General features: G+C 62.4%; 14 protein-coding genes and 2 pseudogenes. 5 read left to right on the plus strand and 11 right to left on the minus strand.

The genetic code is table 11. The features are described from left to right. Window positions 1–82: 82 nt before the first annotated feature. The 3 genes from NKJ08_RS30465 to NKJ08_RS30475 are packed head-to-tail and all read right to left on the minus strand — an operon-like array spanning window position 83 to window position 3,542. Window positions 83–1,900, minus strand: coding sequence for an SWIM zinc finger family protein (locus NKJ08_RS30465; RefSeq protein WP_352784851.1), 1,818 nt, complete (start codon window positions 1,898–1,900; stop codon window positions 83–85). Then, complete coding sequence (gene scpB, locus NKJ08_RS30470) at window positions 1,897–2,598, minus strand: SMC-Scp complex subunit ScpB (RefSeq protein ID WP_051409785.1); 702 nt, start codon at window positions 2,596–2,598, stop codon at window positions 1,897–1,899. The genes NKJ08_RS30465 and scpB overlap by 4 nt, the downstream gene beginning before the upstream one ends. A gap of 2 nt (window positions 2,599–2,600) precedes the next feature. Then, window positions 2,601–3,542 carry a DUF1403 family protein gene (locus NKJ08_RS30475; protein WP_502906363.1) on the minus strand — a complete coding sequence of 314 codons (942 nt, stop codon included), beginning with the start codon at window positions 3,540–3,542 and terminating at the stop codon, window positions 2,601–2,603. Between the two features lie 141 nt (window positions 3,543–3,683). Between NKJ08_RS30475 and NKJ08_RS30480 the strand changes: the two genes are divergently transcribed. The 3 genes and pseudogenes from NKJ08_RS30480 to NKJ08_RS30490 form a co-directional block, all read left to right on the plus strand. Beyond that, entirely contained in the window at window positions 3,684–4,778 is a 1,095-nt protein-coding gene (locus NKJ08_RS30480; protein WP_352530561.1) for a tyrosine-type recombinase/integrase, read from the plus strand. 365 nt (window positions 4,779–5,143) lie between these two features. Then, window positions 5,144–6,311 (plus strand): annotated as a pseudogene (locus NKJ08_RS30485) (site-specific integrase). A gap of 6 nt (window positions 6,312–6,317) precedes the next feature. Next, window positions 6,318–6,452: pseudogene (locus tag NKJ08_RS30490) on the plus strand (integrase); the annotation flags it as partial. Window positions 6,453–6,464: 12 nt separating this feature from the next. Here NKJ08_RS30490 and NKJ08_RS30495 read toward each other — a convergent pair. The 6 genes from NKJ08_RS30495 to NKJ08_RS30520 form a co-directional block, all read right to left on the minus strand. Continuing rightward, complete coding sequence (locus NKJ08_RS30495; protein ID WP_352530559.1) at window positions 6,465–6,947, minus strand: RES family NAD+ phosphorylase; 483 nt, start codon at window positions 6,945–6,947, stop codon at window positions 6,465–6,467. Beyond that, window positions 6,944–7,375 (minus strand): antitoxin Xre-like helix-turn-helix domain-containing protein, encoded by a 432-nt coding sequence (locus NKJ08_RS30500; RefSeq protein ID WP_352530557.1) that lies wholly within the window; start codon window positions 7,373–7,375, stop codon window positions 6,944–6,946. Before NKJ08_RS30500 ends, NKJ08_RS30495 begins: the two co-directional genes overlap by 4 nt. 89 nt (window positions 7,376–7,464) lie before the next feature. Beyond that, window positions 7,465–8,670, minus strand: coding sequence for a plasmid replication protein RepC (repC, locus tag NKJ08_RS30505; protein WP_352530555.1), 1,206 nt, complete (start codon window positions 8,668–8,670; stop codon window positions 7,465–7,467). 155 nt (window positions 8,671–8,825) lie between these two features. Further along, window positions 8,826–9,791, minus strand: a complete 966-nt coding sequence (repB, locus tag NKJ08_RS30510) for a plasmid partitioning protein RepB (protein ID WP_352530553.1) — start codon at window positions 9,789–9,791, stop codon at window positions 8,826–8,828. Between the two features lie 77 nt (window positions 9,792–9,868). After that, entirely contained in the window at window positions 9,869–11,071 is a 1,203-nt protein-coding gene (repA, locus tag NKJ08_RS30515) for a plasmid partitioning protein RepA (protein WP_352530551.1), read from the minus strand. A gap of 327 nt (window positions 11,072–11,398) precedes the next feature. Continuing rightward, window positions 11,399–11,707: a hypothetical protein gene (locus NKJ08_RS30520; protein ID WP_352530597.1), complete on the minus strand. Its 309-nt coding sequence runs from the start codon at window positions 11,705–11,707 to the stop codon at window positions 11,399–11,401. On the opposite strand from NKJ08_RS30520, the gene NKJ08_RS30525 reads away from it, so the two are divergent. Then, the gene (locus tag NKJ08_RS30525) at window positions 11,708–12,268 is read left to right on the plus strand and encodes a hypothetical protein (RefSeq protein WP_502896169.1); all 561 of its coding nucleotides are present in this window, start codon (window positions 11,708–11,710) and stop codon (window positions 12,266–12,268) included. Window positions 12,269–12,714: 446 nt separating this feature from the next. Further along, window positions 12,715–14,487, plus strand: a complete 1,773-nt coding sequence (locus NKJ08_RS30530) for a type II toxin-antitoxin system HipA family toxin (RefSeq protein ID WP_502896170.1) — start codon at window positions 12,715–12,717, stop codon at window positions 14,485–14,487. On the opposite strand, the gene NKJ08_RS30535 is transcribed toward NKJ08_RS30530, so the two are convergent. Together NKJ08_RS30535 and NKJ08_RS30540 are read right to left on the minus strand one after the other, a co-directional pair. Next, window positions 14,482–14,685 carry an AAA family ATPase gene (locus NKJ08_RS30535; protein ID WP_352530547.1) on the minus strand — a complete coding sequence of 68 codons (204 nt, stop codon included), beginning with the start codon at window positions 14,683–14,685 and terminating at the stop codon, window positions 14,482–14,484. The two genes, NKJ08_RS30530 and NKJ08_RS30535, sit on opposite strands and share 6 nt — an antisense overlap. Before the next feature lie 183 nt (window positions 14,686–14,868). Then, window positions 14,869–15,213, minus strand: a 345-nt coding sequence (locus NKJ08_RS30540; RefSeq protein WP_352784859.1) for a tyrosine-type recombinase/integrase, incomplete at its 5' end; no start/stop codon positions are given.

Consider the following 15,213-nt stretch of genomic DNA (forward strand, 5'->3'; position numbering starts at 1 on the left):
CGTCGGTCAGGGTCTATCGACGATGTTGCCGCGTTCGTGCGACGATATGGCGGTTTGGCTCTCCAAGGCCGTCCGGCCATGCCTATGCGCCCGGGCGCAACGCTTGGAGCAGCGGCTTGAGCTTGTGCTTGCGCCGGTGTTTTTCGATAAGCTTGTCGATCCTTTCGATCCAGTCGTCGAACCGGCCCGCCGCATCATAGGCGAGCACCGCCTTTTCCAGCCACTGCGCCGCCAGTTCGTAGAATCCGGCCTGGCCCGAATCCATGACGTTGACGGCCATGCGCTCGCAGACATCGATGACCCAGTCGGGATGGCTGGCGTGCGCCGCCTCGGCGAGGCGCATAAGAACCGTATTGGACGGATTGCGCAAAACGTTCTCGACGTCGACGGACCGCACCGCCTCGTCGATCCTGCCTTCGTTCAGGAAAATCTCGGTCCGGTCGTGAGCGTGTTTCGCCGCCGCCAACTTCGCGAGAAGGCGGGCGCGCATCGCCGTCCATTCCGGTCCGGCCAGGGTCTCGGCCGCCCGAAAATCATCGAGCGACAGACTGTGCTCGAAAGCGGCGCCCGCCGCCGTCAATGCGGGTTCTCTCCTGGCCAGCGCGGCGGCGCAATCGCGCAGCCAGCGCGCGAGACCGACAATCCCATAGGAGCGGTCCTCTTCCGCCTTCAGCGTCAGACCCCATTCGGCCAGTTCCAGCGCCTCGTCGATCTGTCCCGCCTCCTTCAAGACCTGTGAGAGCAGCAGAACCTCTTCGGCGGAGCGAAACTGTTTCCGGGCATAAGCGGCAGCTTCCGCGACACGTGCCAGCCGCACGAGCATCGCGGCATGATCGCCATGCCGTCCCGCCGCTCTGGCGAGGTTGAGAAATTCCTCCGCCCGCCCGCCGATATCGAGCACCCGCAGCCGGGCTTCCGTCAGCCGCTCCATGATCCAGTCGCCCTGGCCCGAGAGCGGCCAGGTTCGTCCCCGGCCGGCCATCACGTCCGCAAGACCGATCTCATCCCAGCCCTGTTCGAGCGCATCGATCGCGACCTGCAGATGGTCGTCGAGGCCGTAGCCGTCGAGTTCGCCCTGCCAGACATCGAGCCGCGCCATCAGGTCGTCGCGTTCGCCAGGTGCGAGATCGCTCATCAGGACCGCCTCGGCGATCAGTTGGCCGAGCACGGGAAAAAACTCGTGCAGCGTTTCGTCCCAGTCGGCCTGTTCGAGCCATGCGGGCACCAGGGCCTCGGTGACCGGCTCCAAAATGGCGAGGGCGTTGCGACCGTCACCCGCCTCGAGGAAAGGCCTCGCCTTGTCGATCAGCGCCGCGACGCCGTCCTCGTCGATCGCGGGGACATCGTCGCTCCAGCCGCGTCTTCGGGAATTGCGCCCCGACAGCAGCGCCTCAGCCTGCCGTCTGATCGGTTTCGGATCGACGGCGGTGCGGCGCGCACCCGCCAAAAATCCGTCCGGCGCGCCGACGGCCAGTTCCGCCTCGAGCCAGAGCACCAAGCCCGGATCCTCCTCGGCCCGGCTGATCAGCAGCGCCGCCAGCGCCGCCCGATTGAGGTCCCGGAGCATGTCCGCGAGCGGAAGCCTTTCCACGACCTCGCCCGGCTTGGCAACAAACTTCAGGAGCACGGCGACGACATGCTTGCAGGCGCCGCCCCAGTCGTAGGGGCAGGAGCAGCGTGTCTCGATCACGCCGCGCGTGTCGGCGACGCCGCCATCGCGGAGCCTGACCGACACGACGTAAGGCGCGAATTCGCTGCCTTCGACCTGCGCGGTCAGGACATCGCCGCGGCGCACGAGTTCGGAAACAGCCCCGCTGCGAAAGTAGCTTTTGCCGCGCGCGAAGGATTCCTCGGTGGCGAGGGCACGGATCGTGTCTTCCCCGAATGGCGGTGGCGTCATGGCAGCCCCTGCTCCTCCGCCTCTGCGTCTTCGCTGACAATGCCGAGCGCGCCGGACAAGTCGGCGAGCAGTTTTGCCTTGTCGAGCAGGCCGGCGTCCTCGAGCTTCTCCATGTCGGGGAGATCGCGCAGCGTCTCGAAGCTGAAGTGGGACAGGAAGGTCTTCGTCGTCACATAGGTGTAGGGCGCCCCCGGCTGCGGCGCGCGCGGTCCGGAAGCAATGAAGCCGGCGCCGCGCAGATTGCCAATGAGGTCGCGGCTGATCTCGCGGCCGAAAAAACCGGACAGCTCGGCGCGGGTGATCGGCTGGAAATACGCCACCGTCATCAGCACCAGCGCTTCCGATTGCGACAGGTCGACGGTCTGTTCGCTGACGCCCGAAGCGGCGCGGATAGCGTCTGAAAAAGCCGGCCGGGTGCGGTGCTGCCAGCCGTCGGCGACCGCCACCAGATCGTAGGGCCGGCCGCGCAGTTCGGCGCGGATGTCGTCGATCAGAAGATCGAGATTGCAGTCGCGGCCCACCATCCGCGCAAGAACCTCCCGCGACACCGGCTGGTGGGAAGCGAAAATGACGGCCTCGACCCGCCCCATCCATTCACGCCACCGAACCTCCGGCGGCAGGTGGTCGAGATCCCGGTCAAGCAACAGTCGTTGCCCATCCCCATTTCCTCGGCGAGCCTTCGTCGGACGCGCCGCCATCATCACAGCCCGTAGATGCGAAAGGTGGCGCGGCCGGACAGTTCGCGCACCGCGCCGAGACCGGTCAGCCGCTCGAACAGGCGCCGCGCGCCCCATCGCGACAGATGGGGCGTCTGCAGCGAGCCGGGCACGGCGTCCTCGTCGAGAAGCAACCTGATCGCCGCCCCCGCCCCTTTCGCCCTGAGCTTGGGCGCCGCCGCGGCAAGCCGGGCGGCGTTCCGGGCGATGTCGGCGGCCAGCCGGCAGGCCTCCACCGAGGCTTGCGCGACCGCGAGGCAGACCGCCCGCTCGAACTTTTGCTCCCCCGGCCGTATTTTTGCGCCTCGTGCGCCCTCGGTGCGAAAGGCTGACGAATGCACCTGCGCCATCAGGAGCGGCACCGGCCGCGGCCAGCGCAATCTTTGCGCCAGCGCCAGGTCGGCGAGCCACCAGCCCAAAAACGCCGCCTCCGGCCGCGCGGCGTGGACGTGCCCGGCGATGGCGGCGGCCATGAACGGCGCCGGCGGCGCGGACCGCAGCAGATCGTCCATGCGTTCGGGGATGGTCGCCAGCGCGCCATCCCAGCGGACCCCGAGCAAGTCGCAGATTCCGCGCAGGCCGTCGGCGTCGACCGCCGGCGAGCGTGAGGCCAGTCGTTTCCATGCCGCAAAAATGGCGCCGGAGGGGCCGGGATCGTCGCCTGGGCTGCGCAGATGCCCGGCGTCGCGCAGCGCCGCCTCGTCCTCGGCGCGGCCGGCGAGGCGCACGGCGGCCGCGGCGCATTTCAACGCCTGGCGCTGGCGCCAGGCGCCGGCCCAGGGCGGTGCCGCGCGCACCAGAGTGTCGAGCGCATGCAACGCCGCGCCGGCCATGAACGCCGCCTCCGCATCGCTTGTCACCGACCCGCGCTGGGTCGCCCAGCCGGGCACGGTGGGCGGCTCGCAGGTCGATGCAATCGGCGACATGGCGGGACGAATCATGGCGTGGACGATAACGCCATCGTGCGCTTTTCGCTAGCGATCCGGTGCAAAGCGCACAGCCTGTCGCAACGCTTTTATGTCCGATAAGCTTGCCTTATCGGACGTATGGCGGTAGCCTGCCAAATCATGGAAAATCCCCCGGCCAATGCCACCGAAAACGATCTCTCGGACGCCGACGATCTTGACGGCGATCTGCCCGACATCGTCGATCTGGTCATGGAAATGGGCTCATCGCCGGCGCGGCTGGAAGCCCTCGTCGAGACCGCGACGGCCTACGCAAAGGCCGCCAGTTCCGAGAACACGCGGGACGCCTACGCCAAGGATTGGCGGCATTTCACCTCCTGGTGTCGCCGGGAAGGATTCGATCCGCTACCGCCCTCCAGCCAGGTCATCGGTCTCTACATCGGTGCCTGCGCTGCCGGCGATCCGAAACGCGGCCTGCCATCGCTCTCCGTCGCGACGATCGAGCGCCGCCTATCCGGTCTCGCCTGGAACTTCACCCAGCGTGGCCAGCCGATGGATCGAGCGGATCGCCACATCGCCACCGTACTCGCCGGCATTCGCCGCCAGCACGCAAAGCCGCCGCGGCAGAAGGAAGCCGTGCTTGGCGACGACATCAAGGCGATGGTCAACACGCTTGGCCATGATCTGCGGGGCTTGCGCGACCGGGCGATCCTGTTGCTCGGCTTTGCCGGCGGCCTTCGGCGCTCCGAAATCGTCGGTCTGGACGTCGTGCGCGACGACCGCAGTGACGGCGCCGGCTGGATCGAGATTTTTGACGGCAAAGGCGTGCTGGTCACCCTGCGCGGCAAGACGGGATGGCGCGAGGTCGAGGTCGGTTTAGGAGCATCCGACCAGACCTGCCCGGCCGCCGCGCTCGAGAGCTGGATCCGCTTCGGTCGCATCGCGCGGGGTCCGCTCTTCCGGCGCATCTTCAAGGACAACAAGACCGTCGACACCGAGCGGCTTTCCGACAAGCATGTCGCGCGCCTGGTCAAGCAGACCACCCTTGCCGCCGGCGTCCGTTCCGATCTTCCGGAAGGCGAACGCGAGTTGCTGTTCTCGGGCCATTCCCTTCGTGCCGGCCTAGCGTCATCGGCCGACATCGAGGAGCGATATGTGCAAAAGCATCTCGGCCACGCCTCGGCCGAGATGACACGCAAATATCAACGGAGGCGAGACAGATTCCGCACCAACCTGACCAAGGCGTCGGGCCTCTGAGAAAGCCCCTCCCCTCCCCCGTTTCAGGCCGCCATGTAGAGATCCCGGAGAGCAGGATTTTCAGCTTAGCGTTTCAATTGAAATCGGGAAGTAAAACCGACATCTTCGGCGCGAGCGAGCGGCCCGATCAGGCTGTTCAGGGGTAAGTTGGCGAAAACGTAAGCCATTGATTCCGTTGTAGCCGATTTGCGAAACGGAAGCTATATTGCCATTCACTTCCGTCACAGGCGATAATCCTGCGCACAAAGATCGGTATCGATGATGACCGCTTATCGATAGCGATGGCTTGGGCGGCCAAGAGGCGCTAGATTCGGCGCAAAGCACGGCTGCAACGGCCGCAGAAACCCGCCCGAAAGGTCCCCTCGATGCCAGAAACGCCCCCTGCCCGCGCCGGCGGCCGCCAAAGCACCGAACTCGTCGCGCGACGGGCCGAAGCCCTCGACGCGCTCGATTCCGTGCTGCCGTTCGACCGTCGCGATTTTCTGGCCGATCTCCTGACCGATGACGACGTCGCAACGCTGCGCCACCTGGCCAGGGAAGGCATTGGCGCAAATTCTCTGCGGGCGCTGGCCTCCGACCTCGGCTATCTCGAGGCGTGGTCGCTGGCGGCCACCGGACAGCCGCTGCCCTGGCCGGCGCCCGAAGCGCTGCTGATCAAATTCGTCGCGCACCACCTGTGGGATTTTGCGAAACGCGAAACGGATCCGGCGCACGGCATGCCGACCGACGTCGCGGCGACGCTGAAATCGCAAGGGCTTTTGCGCAGCGACGGACCGCACGCGCCCGCCACCGTGCGCCGGCGGCTGTCGAGCTGGTCGACGCTGACCAAATGGCGCGGTTTGCGCGGAAATTTTTCAGCCCCGGGCTTGCAGAGCGCCATAAAACTGGCGGTGCGGCCGCAAGAGCAAGAAAGCCGTGACCGCCGACATTTTGACCGCCCTGCTCAGCACCTGCGCCGGGGACCGTCTCGTCGACGTGCGCGACCGCGCCCTTCTCATCACCGCCTTCGCGTCCGGCGGCCGCCGCCGTAGCGAAATTGCTTCGCTCAGGTTCGAGCAGATCGTCGAAGAAGAGCCGGTGCCGGCCGATCCCAAGGCTCCGGATTCTTCGAACAAGCTCCCGTGCCTGTCGATCCGGCTCGGCCGGACAAAGACGACACAGGCCGACAGCGACGCCTCCGTGCTGCTCGTCGGCCGGCCTGTTCTGGCCCTGAAAGGCTGGCTCGAACGCGCCGAGATCACCGAAGGCGCCGTCTTCCGCGGCATCGACCGTTGGGGCAATCTCGAAAAACGCGCCCTGACGCCACAAGCCGTCAATCTGATCCTGAAGCGCCGCGTCGCCGAGGCCGGGCTCGATCCGCAAGCCTTCTCCGCCCACGGCCTGCGCTCCGGCTATCTCACCGAAACCGCACGCCGCGGCATTCCGCTGCCCGAAGCCATGCAGCAGTCGCAGCATCGCTCGGTGCAACAGGCGTCCAACTACTACAACGATGCCGAACGCACGCTCGGCCGGGCGGCACGGATAATCGTCTGAATACCCCTTGCCTCGTCGGCCGAGGTCGACGAGCGCTATGTGCAAAAGCAGCTCGGCCACGCCGCGGCCGAGATGACGCGGAAATATCAGCGCCGACGTGACCGGCTGCGCGTCATTCCCACCAAGGCCTCAAGGTTGTAGCCGACAGAAAGCCTACGCGCCAAACAGCCGCCGGTCCCAATAGACGGGCTGGTGGAGGCTGGTCTGGATCCTTGAAAACTCCGGATGCGCCGGATTGATCAGCACATTGCAATCGAGACGCGCCACGACACTCGGTACCAGCAGGATGGCGCTGCGCCGTTCTAAACACCAGGTTTCGCCAAATCCCTTGCTCACCGTCGCTGGCATCGTGTCCCAGCCGGGCAGTGACGGCTGGGAAAAGACCTCGTAGCTCAGCCCGCGCGGGATTGTGATTTCGAGGTAGTGCTGGTTGGGCGGCAGTCGGCCGCTGCCATGCACCAGCTTTTCCAACAAGGCCGTCGAATAGTGCTCGCTGGTGTAGATGATAGGACTTCCGGGCGTGTTCCATCGCCCTGGCGCGATTGTCGAGCCGGTCGCGTCGAAGATCGGGTAGGTGCCGGCCGGATTGCCGATGCGAAAGGACGATAGCGTGCGATCGAGAGTCTGCGCCGTCACGCAGCACTGCCGTACTTCAGACCTCCGAGGATATCGACCACCATTTCGGCGCCAAACTCGCTCAGGATAACGACGTCGATCGGTCGCTTGTCCTCAATCATCGGGTGCGGCCGAAACAAGAAATCGCGCGCTTCCTCTTCGTTCTGCCAGACATCGACAGCAAGTCCCCAGACGCGCGCCACGCGGGCCAATCGTGTGCCCTCGTCCGACGAGAGACGATGTACCGTCTTGCGCCGCTCATAGGTCGCCTTGGGGATCAGCCGGTATTTGAACTGAGCATCGCCAGGCGCCAGAAGATGCGCAACGCGCTCGAGCGCCCCGACGGGAAGTCCATCCTCGATCCGGGAGATCAGCCCGAAAGGCGACCGTGACGCCACCTCCTTAACGGGCAGCCCCAACACGTCGGCGACATTTCCAAACGCTAGCATTTCACTCTCCATTCCATGTGAGGCCAAATATAGCCTCACATGGTGTGCCATGCAAGCCCCGCATCAGCGCGAGCCGATCCGTCAATGGTTTACCCTGTCATCCTTGCTGTCATACCGTTCGCCTTCAACGCCGCCATCAGCATAGGCCCAACCGAAAACTGCCCCGCCCTCGCCTTTTCGGTCAAAACCCGCAGATAACCGCCGGCCGAGTTGATGTGCTGGGCCCGTTGCAAGATGCAGGCAATCACGATTGCGGCGGTCTCCTGGCCCATCACATGGCAAGCCTCCTCGTATGCTGAGGGTGAAATACCAAGGTAGCCTCGTACCTGGGCCGCGGTGATCATCAAATCGCGCCAGTTTCCGATCCCGCGCACGGCATAGTCTGAAATTTCGGGGCAGGCTTTCAGCACAAGCCCTATCGGATAGCTTTTGGGTTTCTCGTCGGCTGCCGGTCTTGGCTCGACCGTCGCCCTGCTTTTCTCTAAAGCCGGTTCAAATACAAAAATGGAGTCTGTGTTTGAATCAGATTGCTGCCGCTCATTTTGGGACTCATTGGCGCTAGGATTCATGGAATTCATGAAGTTTTCCAGCATCATGTCCACTTCGTCATGAAGTCTGGTCAGCTCGGCAACGATTGCCTCCAGTTCGGACAGCCCTGCCCGCCGCGGGATTGCATCTACAATGGCCCTGAACCGTCTCCAGATGGCTCCCCAGGCGCCAGGAACGCCCTCCTCGATCGCAACCTCGACAAGCTTGTGGATGTCGCGACGATGGAGCGTAATCCGCTCCCTCATTAACCGGAGCGCCTGGCTGTCGGCGCGCACCTGTTCGGCAGCATGCTGAAACTCAGCGGCCCGCGTCAGCAGCGGCGCCAGTGAGAATCCGAACGCCTCCTCAATAGCGCCACCCTTCCCTTTCCGGGCGAACCTTTTGCCGTTTGGACTGTCCCGGCGGATGATCAGGCCGCAACTCACCAGCTCGGCCAGATGTCGCCGCAATGTGGAACTGGGCATGCCGTGTGTGCGCAGTGACAACTGTGCGTTCGAGGGAAAGACCATCAGGCCGTTTTCCTCGCTGATCTGGTCGTCCGGATAGAAGGACAAGAGCCCGCTCAGCACGGCCAGAGCGCGATCTCCCACACCTACGACAGCCTTGCCTTCGCACAACCAACGATAGACCTGCCACTTCTCGACAAGAGCTCCATCAGGAATCTCTCGTGATGCCGCGTTCGCTTGCACCAGCGCAAGCGTCATCGGCCGCCGCCCAAAGGGCGTCGTTCCATACCCACTCTCCATTTCCCTCGCCTTTCAATCAGGCAAAAGAAATCAACTCGCCGAAACGACGCCACGACTCTTGACAGTGATTCGGGGAAATGCGATTCTCAGCTTGCTACAGACTTGAGAAGGGCTTCCGCGACGGTGACGTTCGGGGGCCTTTTTCTTTTGCGGTCTTAGTCTCCTGTTTTCTTCGCCATTTCCGACGCCCGAAAAGCCTCGAAAAGCTCATCGAGTTTGCCGGCAATGAATGCGCCGAAGGGCGACGCTTCCTTGGACTTCAAGGCAAGCGTAAACACTTTTCCCGTGTCGGTGATCTTGGCTCGAACCGATTTGTCCTGGGGTACCCAGGCCCGCTCCTGGGGCTTCGATGGCGCCCGCGGGCGCTTCACCGGGGCGCTCACAAAGTCGAACAGACGGGCAAAACGGGCCTCACTGCCTGGCTGCGCGAAATCGGCGATTGCCACGCACTCCGTTGCCCTCGCCGCGGCACCAGGATGCTCCATGAGCTTGGCAAGCTGCCACCAGCGGTCTCGGCCAATGCCTTTGGCCGCGCCCACCGCAAAAATGACCTGCTCTGGAATGTTGCTGATCACAGAACGCATCTTCGAGAAGGTCGTATCGTCGAGCGCAAGAGCTGATTTCACTGTGTCAGGCGAATGGCCTCGCTTGAGAATGCGGTCTGCAAAAAGCGTCCGCTCGATGAAGGACAAATCGGCTCTGGCGGCGTTCTCCTGGCCTTGGGCTATGACATGGTCCCTATCGTCCATCTTCTTGACGACAGCGCGTACAGGCCTTTCCAACTGCCGGGCGACCCTGACGCGCCTATGGCCAAAGACCGTTTGAAAGCGTCCCGAAGTCTCAGGGTGAGGTCGGACCAGGATCGGAGAATCCTGCCCTCGTTCACGAATTGCCGTCAGCAACTCCTGAAAGGCATCATCATCATCGTCCATACGGTCCGAGACGAATGACGTGTCGACCAAAGCCGGATCGAGATCGACGACTGAACTCTTCGAGAGCTCCTCGAACGACTGTATGATCGACCGTGATGCGCCACGAACGGCGTAGCTCGAGACGTCCTGGCCATCGGCAATTGCCGTTGTGGGGCCCATGACACTGCCGAAAATGTCCTTGCGTGCCATTCAATCGCTCCGATTCGCGGTTAGTCGACTGATTTCACGATCAAAATTTCCGCTTTTTACTGCCGTAAACCGCGCTGTCATGACCGCCCCCAAGCGCGATGGACAAGAGCCGTGATCTCCGAGTTCACCGCGTCCAGCGATTCAAGCGCCCGGTCATAGGTAGAGCGGGTAAAGGACGACTTCTCCACCTCATAGAGGGTCTGTTTCGTCAGGCCCGCATCCGAAATCGCCGTCGACTTGAGCATGGGATTATCGAGGATCTGGCCGGCAAGCATCGACTGCATGAAGCCGACCATCTGCGCTTGCGGAATGTCTGTCGGTTCGTATCGCGTGATCAGGTAGCGAAACCAATCGAGCTCGATCGCCGCGCCGGCGGCTTTGATGGTCTTCAAAATTCCGCCGAGCATCAACAGGAACTGGCTCATCGACATCAGGTCGAGCATTTGAGGATGAACGGTGATGAGAACGGACGTCGCCGCCGACATGGCCGTCAGAGTCAGATAGCCGAGTTGCGGAGGACAATCGACAACCACCACGTCATAGCGGTCGTCCACCTCGGACAAGGCCTTTGCAATCCTGACGAAGAATTGCCGGCCAGCACTGGACGATTTATCCTGCATGGCGAGCGGCGTATCGTACTCGTACTCTTGCAACTCGAGATTGGCCGGAATGATATCGAGCCCAGGAAAATTCGTCGGCACGATCACATCGGAGATCGGCCGGCGCTCGTCATCGTAACGGATCGCCTCATAAAGCGAGAGGTTGTGATCGAGTTCGGGTTGGAACCCATGCAGCGCGGACAGCGAGGCTTGCGGGTCGAGATCGATTGCAAGGACACGGTGGCCGGTCAGAGCCAAGTGCTGGGCGAGGTGGGCGGCAGTCGTTGTCTTGCCGCTACCGCCCTTGAAGTTGACGACAGCAACGACCTGGAGCTTGTCGCCAGGCTTGCGATGCGGAACATACTTCTTGACCTCGGTCCTGCCATGCTGGTCCAGGAAATGGCGAAGTTCGAGCATCTGTGCGGCCGTGTAGGAGCGTCGGCCGGAAGGGACTTGGTCAGGCAAAGGTCCCTTGCCTTCGAGGTGAAGCCGCTTCAGATTGTTTTGCGATACACCAAGATAGTGGGCGACTTCTGCCATCGAAAATGGACGCAGCGTCTTCGTCGCATTGGGTGGAAATTTCTCCATGCGAAGCTGATTGAGGCGTCGCGATATCTCAGCACCCTGCTCGAGAATCTTATCGTCGAACTCGAAGCGTGGTAGCCGCATGGCGATATTCATTCTCGTCGAAACCTGAATTGGCGCTTTTTGCGATGAAACTATTCAACAAGCGCCATTAAGCTCCGATTCGGAAAGCCCCGCAAGAAGTTTTAGGTTAACAGAAGGTTAACGGCACCTGCCGGCCTCTTACTGGCGAATACTAATATCGTCGCAATAGCGGCTGCTCGTCCTTCGAAGCAAGAACTCTCCCCACTCAGCTGGCTAAATGCATGTTTTCTCTGCCACAAAGAGCATTATTTACGGCAGTAAAATCGCGTTCGTCAGCGGGCAAAAAGGTTGCAACTGCGAACGGGCGCAGGGAAGGCCTTTCCAGCCCGCCGACGGCAGTCAGGCTCCTTTTGAACTGGTCATTGGTGATGATATTAGAGCGCGGGTTTTAAAGCGATGGCCGACCAGCACGATCGCGACGAGGCGCGAAAGTCCTTTGGCTCCGATCGGGCGCAACTCGTCTATGGGAAGCGACTCGACGGAACATTCGCTCACATAGGGGAAGTCCAGCGTGGCCTCGCTTGCAGGTGCGTTTGCCCCGCGTGTGAGAGTCAACTCGTAGCCCGATTGAAAGCAGATCGCCAAGTACCCCATTTCGCGCACCATGGTGGTGAGGTGTGCGGAGGAGGGCCCGAGACCGTCCTTCATTTGCTGGCCAAGGAAGCGTTTCGCAGCGATCCGAAGCTGCTTCTACCTGAGCGGCTTGGGCTTCATAACAAACACGTGGTGACGAAGCCCAGCCTGGAGGTCGATACCGAGTTCCTTCGGCTTGAGTACAACGATCCCAAGACCATCATTCCCGACCTCTATGTTCGGGCTCACGGCTATGACCTGTTCGTCGAGGTCGCCGTCACCCATTTCGCGGACGACGCCAAGATACGGCGCCTCAGGGAACACAAGATTCCCGCCGTCGAGATCGATCTGTCCAAGCTTCCGCGCGACTCGCTAAGGGTGGCCATCGTCGAAGCGGTGCTGAAAACCGCGCGGCGGCCTTTTTCATCCCGGCATCGACACTGCGCGCGCGCAGCAGGATGCCGACGAGATCGCATGGCAAGAGGAACGCGACAGGGTTCATGCCGCCACCGCGGATGGAGCGCGCCAAGCCAGGCGCGGCGCGCTTTGATCATGGTGGCCGTAGCGCGGATCTGCGCGAATGAGAACAGCATCATCCAATGGACGTGCTATTACGCATGCCGAGCCGGCTGGTAGGGTCGAGGCCACCACGGATCGCCCTCCTGCAATGATAAAGTGAACGAGCGCTGGCCGCACTCCGCAGAAAGAGGGACGATCTGATCCACTGCACGGCCTCTTCAACGGCCTCGATGAGCCGATTAAGGCGAATGATCTCCCGCCGGGTCGACAGCCGGCCCAAAGGTTGGCCTCGGCCTCATTGCGTCGGCTTCTCGGCATTCTCAAGCGCCCACAGTGCTTGCTATCCTGTTGCCGAATTCGAGTATGGGGCCAGCCACCCGTACGTTCGCAACTTTTGGGGGTCACGGAATTATCTCGCATCTCAGATGCGCGATAATCCTTGACATCGTTTGCGTCTTGGCCGAATTATCACGCATCTGAGATGCGAGATAATTTCCTTGCTTCATCTAGTTGGAGAGACAATAGACGCCAAGCGCGCCCATCTGCGTGCGCAAGTAGGCGAATTGGTTCAACTCGTCCGCGGTATCTATGTCGATGCTGCGGATGACATCGAGGCCACGATCTTGGACCACGCGGTTCGGATCGCACGCTACCTCTATCCAACGGCCTACCTGTCATCGGCAAGTGCGATTCTGCTCGGACCTACGCCGGACGGGCGGCTGTTTATCAGCGGGCGACGCAACCAGCGCACCCGCCTGCGAACACTGGAGATTATTCAAAATGAGGCGCCGGCGCACCCTTCGACGGTGCGCGTCGTGGTCGGAGATAACATGGGGGAGCTGCGCACCGATGCTTCGTCTCCACGACAGCGCTTTCTGGAAGCCTTCCGGCTGCGTAGCGAGCACGCGAGTGCGATAGCCGGGCCGATGCGAGCACAAATGGCTGCGCGTATCATCGAGGAGTTTGGATCGCCGCAAGCCGCCGCGGACGCGGTTTGGGCGCTCGCTCGCGAGAACAGCTGGTATCGGGAAGGGGAGGGGGCAGAACGCTATCTGCTGGCGCGAGCCGACGCCGACAAAATCGCCGGCAACAAGGCGGCATTGGAGTTTCTCGTTGCCTGGCACGGAATCCCGCTCGGACAACTGACCCACGACGGCTTCGAATGGCGATGGAACCCTGCTGGCCGAACAGGCAGCCCCCCGCTCATTCGCGAGACGATGCCAGGCAAACTGCCGCCATTCATCGAGTCGCTCTTGCCGGAGGGGTGGCTCGCTCAGGTTCTGCATCAGCGCGATGAGCGCGACGTGCTCAAATCGGGCAAGCGCTATATGTCGAACATCGCCATCGTCAAGACCCGTGCGGAGCTTGCCAAGCTTCCCGCCGACATTTTGCAGGGCCAGCTCGTGGCCTTCTCGGAGACCGGCCGCTTCACCGGTCGCTACGCGGGGCCGGCGAGGGGCGAGATCGAGGAAACGTTCGAGCAGAACCTCGCAAGGCTGTTTACCAACGCGGAGACGCCGCGCTTGTCGGGGGTCCAGATCAAAGCTCCTATGTGTTTGACGCTGGAAGGTCTGCTGCTGCCGGCGGTGGAGCAGCCGTTCACTCATATTCTAAAACCTGCCGGCACGGCTGGCTTCGAGACACTACCCATCGTCGAGTGGCTTTGCCTTGAGCTCGGCAGGGTCGCTGGCTTCGAGGTACCTGCTGCCGCGCTGATCGACATGCCCGATGGCATGCCGCCGGCGCTTGTGGTCGAGCGCTTCGACATCCGACGCAGCCTGGACGATAACAGGATGCTGGCGATGGAGGACTTTTGCTCGATCCTGGACCTTCCGGCCTCCGCCAAATATGACGGTACGATCGAGCGCATGGGACGGGGGCTTCGGCCGCTCTCGACGGACCCGTTAGTTGACCTCGAAATCCTGTTTCGACGTGCCTTGTTCGCCTGGTTCATCGCCGACGGCGACATGCATCTGAAGAACCTTGCTCTGCTCAAAATAGCCAGTCCCGGGTCGCGTCAGTTTGAGACGGTACGATTTGCACCGCTCTATGATGCCGTCACAACCCGGGTGTTTCCTGGCCTCGCTGGCGATCGCATGGCGCTAAAGCTCAATGGCAAGGATGATCGTCTGACACGTCACGACTTTCTCGCACTTGCTCGAACCATCGATCTGCCTGTCACCAGAGCCGAGGCGCTGCTGGCGGAGATGGCCGTGCGCCTCCGTGAGGCAGCATCGGGCGTGGTGTTGCCCGAACAACTGCGGGGGAGGCCGGCAGAGACGGCCGAGGCCGCCCTACGTGGCATCATTGCAGGGCGTGTCGAGCCATTCCTATGAATTCTGGAACAGTGGAAGCCGATGGACCTCATCGAGGATCACCAACTCGCCCTCATGCTCGGCAAGGTAGAGTTCCGGCTCCGCAAGCTTGGCTTTGTCCGCATCGGATTCGAGATCGAGATAGATCGACGGCCGTGTCTCGGCTATTTCGAGCGCAAGCGTAGTCTTGCCGACTTGGCGCGGCCCAATCAGTGCCACCGCAGGGAGAGCTCTATCAGTCCGGCGAGTTGCGTTTCGATGCGGCGATCATCCTCGCAATTATGGAGTACCATTCCTGATTTGCAAGGACGGACTGAAATTGGTCAGCATTGAGCCTATTGGCACGCAACGCCCGAATTTGGGAGAGGTATGCCAGATTGGCAGGGGAGGGGACTTCGTCCTCTATAATCCCGACGCCTTGGTGAGGTTGATTCGAAACCGGTCGCGCCGCCGCTGATATCTGCGGGTCATCTCAGCGCTTGTGTGGCCGAGTTGCTTCTGCACATAGCGCTCGTCGACCTCGGCCGACGAGGCGAGGCCAGCGCGCAGCGAATGGCCGGAAAACTTTTGGCCGCGCTCGCCTTCCGACAAGCCGCCGCGCACGCCGGCGGCCAACGCCGCGCGCTTGACCAGCCGCGCCACCTCCTGATCGTTGAGCCGCTCGGCGCCCACAGCTTTGCCCTGCCCCGTGACGCGGCGGAAGAGGGGGCCATGCGCGATGCGGGCCAGCTTCAGCCAGGTCTGCAG

The sequence above is a fragment of the Mesorhizobium sp. M0244 genome (assembly GCF_040321795.1).
GTDB lineage: Bacteria > Pseudomonadota > Alphaproteobacteria > Rhizobiales > Rhizobiaceae > Mesorhizobium.

What these genes read in the sequence shown, in the direction of transcription:
- scpB (WP_051409785.1), bottom strand. Translation starts at nt 2,598, where the DNA reads ATGGCGGCGCGTCCGACGAAGGCTCGCCGAGGAAATGGGGATGGGCAA.
- NKJ08_RS30465 (WP_352784851.1), bottom strand. Translation starts at nt 1,900, where the DNA reads ATGACGCCACCGCCATTCGGGGAAGACACGATCCGTGCCCTCGCCACC.
- repC (WP_352530555.1), bottom strand. Translation starts at nt 8,670, where the DNA reads ATGGAGAGTGGGTATGGAACGACGCCCTTTGGGCGGCGGCCGATGACG.
- NKJ08_RS30520 (WP_352530597.1), bottom strand. Translation starts at nt 11,707, where the DNA reads ATGAAGGACGGTCTCGGGCCCTCCTCCGCACACCTCACCACCATGGTG.
- NKJ08_RS30500 (WP_352530557.1), bottom strand. Translation starts at nt 7,375, where the DNA reads ATGCTAGCGTTTGGAAATGTCGCCGACGTGTTGGGGCTGCCCGTTAAG.
- repA (WP_352530551.1), bottom strand. Translation starts at nt 11,071, where the DNA reads ATGAATATCGCCATGCGGCTACCACGCTTCGAGTTCGACGATAAGATT.
- NKJ08_RS30475 (WP_502906363.1), bottom strand. Translation starts at nt 3,542, where the DNA reads ATGTCGCCGATTGCATCGACCTGCGAGCCGCCCACCGTGCCCGGCTGG.
- NKJ08_RS30480 (WP_352530561.1), top strand. Translation starts at nt 3,684, where the DNA reads ATGGAAAATCCCCCGGCCAATGCCACCGAAAACGATCTCTCGGACGCC.
- repB (WP_352530553.1), bottom strand. Translation starts at nt 9,791, where the DNA reads ATGGCACGCAAGGACATTTTCGGCAGTGTCATGGGCCCCACAACGGCA.